Annotated in this window: 7 protein-coding genes; all 7 read right to left on the bottom strand. The window is 70.2% G+C overall.

The features are described from left to right. A partial coding sequence (locus tag LLG88_04400; GenBank protein ID MCE5246147.1) for an ABC transporter ATP-binding protein occupies positions 1-615 on the bottom strand: 615 nt, incomplete at its 3' end. Between the two features lie 9 nt (positions 616-624). Continuing rightward, on the bottom strand, positions 625-1,881 hold the full coding sequence (locus LLG88_04395) for an ABC transporter permease (protein ID MCE5246146.1): 1,257 nt from the start codon (positions 1,879-1,881) through the stop codon (positions 625-627). Between the two features lie 2 nt (positions 1,882-1,883). Continuing rightward, complete coding sequence (locus LLG88_04390; protein ID MCE5246145.1) at positions 1,884-3,119, bottom strand: ABC transporter permease; 1,236 nt, start codon at positions 3,117-3,119, stop codon at positions 1,884-1,886. Positions 3,120-3,129: 10 nt separating this feature from the next. Continuing rightward, entirely contained in the window at positions 3,130-4,233 is a 1,104-nt protein-coding gene (locus LLG88_04385; protein ID MCE5246144.1) for an efflux RND transporter periplasmic adaptor subunit, read from the bottom strand. A 554-nt stretch (positions 4,234-4,787) separates the two neighbouring features. Continuing rightward, a complete protein-coding gene (locus LLG88_04380; protein MCE5246143.1) occupies positions 4,788-4,931 on the bottom strand; it encodes a hypothetical protein in 144 nt (47 codons plus the stop codon). Between the two features lie 620 nt (positions 4,932-5,551). Then, positions 5,552-7,255 (bottom strand): AMP-binding protein, encoded by a 1,704-nt coding sequence (locus LLG88_04375; GenBank protein MCE5246142.1) that lies wholly within the window; start codon positions 7,253-7,255, stop codon positions 5,552-5,554. A gap of 80 nt (positions 7,256-7,335) precedes the next feature. Continuing rightward, a partial coding sequence (locus tag LLG88_04370; GenBank protein MCE5246141.1) for an FAD-binding oxidoreductase occupies positions 7,336-8,455 on the bottom strand: 1,120 nt, incomplete at its 5' end.

The raw sequence follows: 8,455 nt of genomic DNA, 5'->3' as shown, positions 1-8,455 counted from the left end.
GCGCCCCTGCTTCCAGAGGTCCTGGAACAGCGACATCACGTCGCCGCCGGAGCTGGTGTCGAGGTTCCCCGTCGGCTCGTCGGCCAGCAGGATGTCCGGCTCCATCGCCATCGCCCGCGCGATCGCCACGCGCTGCATCTGTCCGCCGGACAGCTCGGTCGGCTTGTGCTCCATCCGCTCCCCGAGCCCGACCCGCTCCAGCAGATCGACGATCCGCCGGCGCCGCTCGGCGCGCCCCACGCCGCCGAAGAGCATCGGCATCTCGACGTTCTCCGCCGCGGTCAGGTGCGGCAGCAGGTTGAAGTTCTGGAAGATGAAGCCGATCCGCCGGTTCCGCACCGCGGCGAGCTCGTTCGGCCCCATCCCGGCGACCGCCTCGCCCCGCAGGTGGTACGTCCCGTCGGTCGGCGTGTCGAGGCAGCCGATCAGGTTCATCAGCGTGGACTTCCCCGAGCCGGACGGCCCGACGACCGCCACGAACTCCCCGGGCCGCACCGAAAAGTCCACGCCGCGCAGCGCCTCGACCTTCACCTTGCCGGTGTCGTAGACCTTGCGGATCCCCTCCATCCGGATCACCGCGCCGTCCGTCTCCGCCGCTTCGTTCCGCGCGCCCATCGGAAGCCCTCACTCGTAGCGCAGCGTCTCGGCGGGATTGACTCCCGCCGCGCGCCGCGCGGGGAAATAGCCCGCCGCCGTGCCGATCAGGCCCAGCACCACCGCCGCGAAGACGCCGATCCACGGCGTCACGACCGGCTTGCCCAGGTACTCCAGCGCCTCGTTCCCTTCCATCGGAATCGCGCCGATCGCCGCGACGATCGCCAGGGTCGCCAGCATCCCGAGCACGCCGCCGACGAGGGTGAAGGTCAGCGACTCCAGCACCAGCGGCCCGGTGATCCAGGAGCGCCGCGCGCCGAGCGCCATCTTCACGCCGATCTCGCGCGTCCGTTCGTTGACCACCGCGTACATGATGTTCGCCACGCCGACCCCGGAGACCAGCAGCGTCAGGCCGCCGATCAGCCCGAGGAAGATCTCGATCCCGACCCCCATGTCGCGGATCATCTTCGACGACTTGACCGTGTCCCAGACGCCGAAGACGTGGTCGTCGTCGGGGTCGAAGCCGTACTTCGGCGACAGCGCCTCGCGGAAGCCGCGCAGCGCCCCCTCCATGTCCTCCGGGCGCGCCGTCTTCAGCAGGATGTTGTTCAGGCGGTCGCGCCCGAACTGCGCCTTGAAGGTCGAGTTCGGCACGACGGCGTGGTCCTCGTCCGGACCCTGGTACGAGCCCATCTGCAGCTTCCGCTGCATGACGCCGACGACGGTGTAGGCGACGTTGTTGACCAGCAGCGTCTCCCCGACCGGGTCGCGCGGCCCGAAGATGTCCGTCGCCAGCTTGTTCCCGAGGAAGATCACCCGCCGCCGCTCGTCCACGTCGTGCTGGTTGATGAACCGCCCGCCCATCGCCGGGATGTGGTTCCTGATCTCGCCGTACTCCGGCTCGACGCCGTTGACCCGGCCGTTGACCGTCTTGCCGCGCCAGGAGAGGGTCGTCTGCCAGCTCACGACCTCCCCCACCGCCGTCTGGAGCCCCGGCACGCGCTGCCGCAGGAGATCGATGTCGTCGATGATCGGGCGGATCGGCCGGCCGACCGGCAGCCCGCGCCAGACCTTGCTCGTCTCGCCCGGCCAGACGACGGCGATGTTGTTCCCCAGCCCGGAGCGGGCCTTGTTGAGCTGCCGCGCCAGCCCCTCGCCGAAGGCGAGCAGCAGCATCAGCGTCAGCGTTCCCCAGGCGATCGCCGCGATCGTCAGCGCCGCGCGCTTGCGCTGGACGCGCGAGGCGCCGACGAAGAGGTGCAGGACGACGTTCAGTCCGGTCGCCATCGCTATGCCTTCATCGCCACGGCCGGGTCGAGGCGCGCCGCGTCGCGCGCCGGGAACCAGCCGGCCACGAGTCCCACCAGGCCGAGCACCGCCGCCGCCGCCATGGCGTTCCACGCCGCGACGTGCGGCGTGCCGACGAACTCGGAGAGGTTGAGCGCCGGGAACGCCGCGCAGATCGCCGCCGACAGGGCCAGCCCGATCGCCCCGCCGATCGCGGTGATGAGCATCGTCTCGACGAGGAACTGGAACAGCACCAGCCGCGGCCGCGCGCCGAGCGCCAGCTTCACGCCGATCTCGCGCGTCCGCTCCTCGACCACGACGTTCATGATGTTCGACACGCCGATCCCGCCGACGACGAGCGTCATCAGCCCGACCGCCGCGAGGAAGAGCCGGAAGCCGCCCATGAAGGTCGTGAGGAACTTCAGGTTGTCGGTCGTGTCCCACATCGACAGCGCCTCGCGGTCGGTCGGGTCGAAGCGCTGGCGGCCGGCGACGATCGAGACGACCTCCTGCTTGAGCGCCGTGGTCGAGGCGCCGTCGGCGGCCTTGATGATGAAGTTGTCCACGTACTTGTCGCCGGTCAGCGCGACGTACGTCGTGCCGGGGATGAAGACCTTCCCCTCGTCGCGTCCGCTGTAGCTCGAGTCCTGGTCCTTGTGCTTGAGCACGCCGACGACGGTGAACGGCGAGCCGTTGAGCAGGAACTCCTTCCCCACGACGTCGGTCGAGCCGAAGACCTCCTTCGCCAGCTTGTCGCCGAAGAAGGCCGTCCGCCGCTTCGCCTCCCAGTCCGGCTGGTCCACGAAGCGCCCGCCCATCGACGGGATCAGGTTGCGGATCTCGCCGAAGGAGGGAGCGACGCCCGACACGTCCGCGCGCAGCTTGACGTCGCGGTAGTTCAGCATCAGCGAGTTGCTGTACTCGCCGGAGATCCCCGCCAGCGGCGTCGTCGTCTTGCGGCGCAGGAACTCCATGTCGTCCTCGGTGAGCCGGATCCGCCGTCCCTTGCCGATCCCCTCCCACGGCAGCGCCGTGCGCGAGGGCCAGCAGATGACGATGTTCTCGCCGAGCCCCTTGAAGCTCGTCTCCAGCCGGCCGTGGAACGACTCGCCGAAGGCGAGGAGCAGCGTGATCGCGACCGTGCCCCAGGCGACGCCGAAGATGGTCAGCGCGGTCCGCAGCTTCTGGCTCCAGAGGTCGCGCAGCAGCTGGCGCAGGTTGAACAGCCCGCCCGACATCGCGCCGGCCTCAGCTCGGCCCGATTTCGCGCGGCGGACGCTCGACGACCTTGTCGCCGGGCTTCAGTCCGGACACGATCTCGACGTTGAGGCCGTCGGAGAGGCCGGTCTGGACGTCCACCTTCTTCGGCGGCGCGCCCGGCACGTTCGCCGGCGTCTCGACCCAGGCCTTCTTGCCGCCGTCCTCGAAGTGGACCAGCCGCTCCGGCACGGTCGTGACGTCCCGCTTCTCGCGGATCACGAGATCGGCCGTCGAGGAGTAGCCGGCGCGGAGCGTCGTTCCCGGCGACGGATCGAGCTCGATCTCGACCTCGAACAGCCGCGCGTTGTCCTTCTCCTTCGCCTGCGGGGCGACGCGGGAGAGCTTGCCGGTCACCTTGGCGTCGGGGAGCGAGCCGATCTTCAGCCGCGCCGGCAGGTTCATCGAGAGCTTGCCGACGTCGATCTCGTCCACCGTGCCGCGGAAGATCAGGTCGCCCATGTCGGCGATCGTCGCCATGTCGGTGCCGGCCTGGTACGACGTCAGCGGCACGACCGGGTCGCCGGGATTGACGATCCGCTCGAGCACGACGCCGGCCTCCGTCGCCCGGATGACCGACTCCATCGCCGCGCCGCGTCCCTCGATGCGGCCGCGGCGGGTCAGCTCGAGGTTGTCCTTGGCCTGCGCGAGTTCCGTCTTCGTGCGGTCGTTCGCCTCGCGCGCCGCGTCAAGGTCGCCGCGCGAGACGACGCCGGCCTTGGCGAGGTCGGCGATCCGCTTGAAGTCGGCGTCCGCGCGGTCGAAGGCCACCTGCGCCTGGCGCAGCCGCCCTTCGGCGTCGATCAGCTCGCCGGGGGTCGGATCGGGCTGGATCTCGAACAGCGGGTCGCCGGTCCGCACGACGTCGCCGACCTGGACGAAGCACTGCTTGACGATCCCCGAGATCTTCGACTTGACGTGGAACTTCAGCCGCGGCTCGATCTGGCCCGTGGCGAGAGCCTTCTCGGTCACCGACCCGCGCGCGACGTCCACGATCTTCATGCCATCGGTCCCGGACTTCCGTCCCTGGAAGAAGGCGTAGACGCCGTAGGCGGCGCCGACCACGACGGCGAGAACAAGGAGCAACTTGAGCAAGCGACCCATGGTCGTCCTCCCAACGTGAGAAATAACGCAGAACGCGTGCGGCCGGTTGCGCAAGTCTCCGCACGGCGCGCAACGCCCCCCGAACGGTCGCCTCCCCCCGCCCGGCGGCGCGCCGCCCTCCCCTCCGGCAACGCCGGCGCCACCGCGCCCGCGGCTCGGCGTCATTTCCGCGCGCTCCGCCGCAAACGTCCAAACGCGACGTTCCGCGTGAATCACGTTCCGGTAGGGGCGGCTGACGCGCCGATCACATCGTCGGAACAACGGCGCCCCCACCGCGCCTGCCGCCCGACGTGAGCCTCGCACCACCTTGCCTATCAACGCCCCAAGGGCAACGTTTCGCGAGGTCCACGTTCCGGTAGGGGCGGCTGGCGCGCCGATCACCTCGTCGAAACAACGGCGCCCCCACCGCGCCTGCCGCCCGACGAGGACACAGCACCCCGTTGCCTTTCAACGCCCAAAGGCAACGTTTCGCGAGGTCCACGTCGGGAGGCAGGCGCGGTGGAATCGTGAGCGGGGGAACGATCGTCGGGGCGCGCCAGCCTCCCCTACACGCCCATCGCCATCACGGTGCCCGTCGTCATCGCGGCGCAGGTCGCCGTCACGGCCCCCGTCGTCATCGCGGCGCAGGTCGCCGTCACGGTACCCGTCGTCATCGCGGCGCAGGTCGCCGTCACGGTGCCCGTCGTCATCGAAGCGCCCATCGCCGTCACGGCCCCGCCGTCATCGCAACGCCCAGCGCCGTCACGGCACCGGTCGCCATCGCGGCGCAGGTCGCCGTCACGGTACCCGTCGTCGTCGCAACGCCCATCGCCGTCGCGGCGCCCGTCGTCATCGCAACGCCCGGAGAGCGGCACCCAGAGCGACAAGCGCGTCGTGCGGTGGGGGGCGGCGGCGGAGCATTGCCCCGTCGCGGAGCCGCCGCCCCCCGCCGCGCGGCGCGCGCCCATCTATGGACACGCGCCCTACCGTATCGACGCGGCCAACCACACAGCAACCGCGAACCAAGGCCGCAGCGCGAGGCCGTGCAGGACGCACGAACCATCCAAGAGGGACCATCCCCCCGCAGACGACCATCAAAGCGCCCAGCCAAACACGACAGCACGTCGGGCGTGCGGGGGCGGCGGCGCAGCCGGTGCCCGGTCGGCGGAGCCGCCGCCCCCGCCGCACGACGCGCGTCCCGCGATTCGCGCGGGCAGTACGTTCCGCGAATCGCGCAGGCAGTACGTTCCGCGAATCCCGCGGACAGTTCCCGCGCAGACGCAACGGCGACAATCCGTGGAACGCGCCGCGCGGCCCGCGCGGCGACGGATCAGGCGTAGAGATAACGCGTGATCTTGTTGGTCGGCGTCTGCTCGAACTCCTCCTCGACCAACGTCACGCCCACGACCCGCGAGTACCCCGGAACCTGCGCGTTGACCTCGCGCAGCAGCCCCTCGAAGTACTTCTCGATCCGCGCCCGCCGCCCCGTCTCCGGAACCGCCTGCAACTGCAGCTCGCTGGTCAGGATCTCGTAGTCGGGGTGGATCAGCGCCGTCAGCCGGCCGCCGCGCTCGACGACCACCGACTCCACGACAGTCGGATGCTGGTTGAAGAGATGCTCGATCTCCTCGGGATAGATGTTCTCCCCCGACGGACCGAGGATCACGTTCTTCGAGCGGCCGATCAGGTAGAGGTAGTTGTCGGCGTCGAGCTTCCCGAGGTCGCCCGTCGCCAGCCAGCCGTCCGGCGTGAAGAGCGCGGCCGTCGCCTCCGCGTTCTTGTAGTAGCCGGGGGTGACGATCGGCCCCTTGACCTGCACCTCGCCGACGCCGGTGCGCGCGCCGGGATTCGCGATCCGCACCTCGACGCAGTCCATCGGCCGCCCGCAGCTCCCGGCACGCGTCCGCCAGACCTCGCAGCCGGTGATCAGCGGCGAGCACTCCGTCATCCCGTAGCCGACGAAGTACGGAAAGCGCCCCTCGATCATGAACCGCTCGACCTCGGGCGGAATCGCCGCGCCGCCGAAGCCCATCTGCCGCAGGCTCCCGCCGAACGCCTCGAGCAGCTTGCGCACCGCGCGGCGGTAGACCATCCGCCGCACCGGCGGCAGCTTCGTCGCCGCCTTGAGGACGGCGCTCGACTCGATCCGCGCCAGCACCTGCTTGCGGTAGATCTTCTCGATCACCAGCGGCACGGCGAAGACCATCGTCGGCTTGACCTTCCGGAACGCCGGCAGCAGCACGCTCGGGCTCGGCTTCCCCTTGAGGTGGTAGACCGAGCACCCGGCGCTCATCGGGCCGAGGAAGCCGCAGGTGCACTCGTAGGTGTGGGCCAAGGGGAGCAGCGAAAGGAACCGGTCGTTCGGCGAGACCTCGACGTAACGCACCGCCGAGATCAGGTCGGCCACGATGTTCCCTTGGGTCAGCATGACCCCCTTGGAGTGGCCGGTCGTCCCCGACGTGTAGACCAGCGCCGCGACGTCGTCCGGCTTCGGCGGCTCCGGCCGCCGGCGCAGCGACGCGCCGCGCCCGCCGAAGAAGCCGGAGGCCCGCTCGCGCAGCAGGTCCACCTGCACGCGGATCTTCTTCATGAACTCCGGCACCGCGCGCAGGTCGAGCGGATGGAAGTCCTCGAGCAGGAACGAGCGCTCGAGCTTCGGCGCCTTGATCCCCTCGACCTTCTCGATCATGTTCGACGAGACGAAGAGCGCCTTCGCCTCGGAGAGGTCCACGATGTTGTGGATCGCGGCCGGCTGGAAGTCGGGCAGGATCGGCACGACGACCGCGCCGTACGTCACGGCCCCCAGGTAGACCAGCGCCCAGTTGATCGAGTTGAGCCCGAGCAGCGCGACCTTGTCCCCGCGCTGGATGCCGGCCCGGCGGAAGAGGGCCCAGATCTCGACGATCTGCTCCCGCGTCTGGGCGTAGGTCAGCGCGCGGCCGTCGATCTCCGCCAGAAACGTGTGCCGAAGGTGCCGGTCGAGGCACAGGTGAACGTACTCGGCGAGCGTCTTGGCGTTGTCGAAGAAGGCCACCGTGGTTCTCCGCCGCGCGGGAAACAGCGGCGGGCCGCCGCGCGGACGGCCCGCCGGGACAATCTACGAGGAACCGGCCGCTAGCCGAGCTTCTCCCCGCCGCCGAAGACGCGGTCCGGCTTGAGCTCCTCGAGCACGGCGCGGTCTTCCGCGGTCTCCGTGCCGGAAACCACGCGCGCCATCAGCGAGCCGACGCCCGGGCCGAGCATGAAGCCCTGCCCGCACATCCCGACGGCGTGGAAGTAGCCGTCGAGTTGCGCCTCGCGGCCGAGGATCGGCGAGCCGTCGGGGGTCATCGGGTACAGGCCGCGCCAAGTGCGGCGGACCTTCACGTTGGCCAGCCGCGGCATCAGCCCGACCATCCGCGCGGCGACCATCGGCAGGTAGGCCGACGTCTCGCGGCGGTCGGTGCCGACGACCGGCGGGTCCGGGGTGATGCAGAAGACGAGGGCCCCCGGCCGGTGCTGGTAGAAGTAGTAGTTCGTCGAGCCGGGCGCCTCGCGCAGGTCCACGATCATCGGCTTGAGGAACGCCGCGACCGGCTCCGTCACCCCGGCCTCGTGGGAGTCCGGATTGACCGGCGTGTCGAGCCCGGCGCCCTGCGAAACGGGACGCGCCCAGGCGCCCGCGGCGTTGACCACCGCGGCGGTGGCGTAGCCGCCCTTGTCGGTGCGCACGCCGGCCACGCGGCCGCGGCGGCGGATCACGCCGGTCACCCGCTCGCCGAACCGGAACTCGACGCCGAGCTCCTTCGCGCGGCGGTAGAAGGCGCGGTTCGACATCAGCGGCGAGGCCGAGCCATCCTCCGGCGAGAAGGTCCCGCCGATCAGGCCGTCGGGGCTCAGCCCCGGCGTCAGCTCGAGCATCTGCTTGGCGTCCAGCCAGTCGATGTTGAGGCCGTACCCCTTCTGCACGACGAGGAGGTCCTTGAGCAGCTTCTCTTCCTTCGGCCGGTAGGCGACGAAGGCGTAGCCGCATTCGGACCACTCGATGTTGTCGCCGTGCGTCTTCTCCCACGTCGAGAAGATCTTCAGCGAGTCGAGGCAGAGGCGGATCTTCCCGGGCTGGGAGTGCGTCGCCCGGATGCCGCCGATGGCGCACTTGTTGCTCCCTTGGCCGGGGCTCGCGAACTGATCCACGACCAGCGTCTTCAGCCCCTTCTCCGCGAGGAACATCGCGGTGGGCATGCCGACGCTGCCC

Source organism: bacterium (assembly GCA_021372775.1).
Taxonomy (GTDB): Bacteria; Acidobacteriota; Polarisedimenticolia; order J045; family J045; genus JAJFTU01.
The sequence above is the reverse complement of the archived record's forward strand: the minus strand, read 5'-3'. Positions and strand labels throughout refer to the sequence as shown.

Coding starts and splice junctions, on each gene's coding strand:
- LLG88_04390 (MCE5246145.1), bottom strand. CDS start 3,119: ATGTCGGGCGGGCTGTTCAACCTGCGCCAGCTGCTGCGCGACCTCTGG.
- LLG88_04395 (MCE5246146.1), bottom strand. CDS start 1,881: ATGGCGACCGGACTGAACGTCGTCCTGCACCTCTTCGTCGGCGCCTCG.
- LLG88_04380 (MCE5246143.1), bottom strand. CDS start 4,931: ATGACGACGGGCACCGTGACGGCGACCTGCGCCGCGATGACGACGGGT.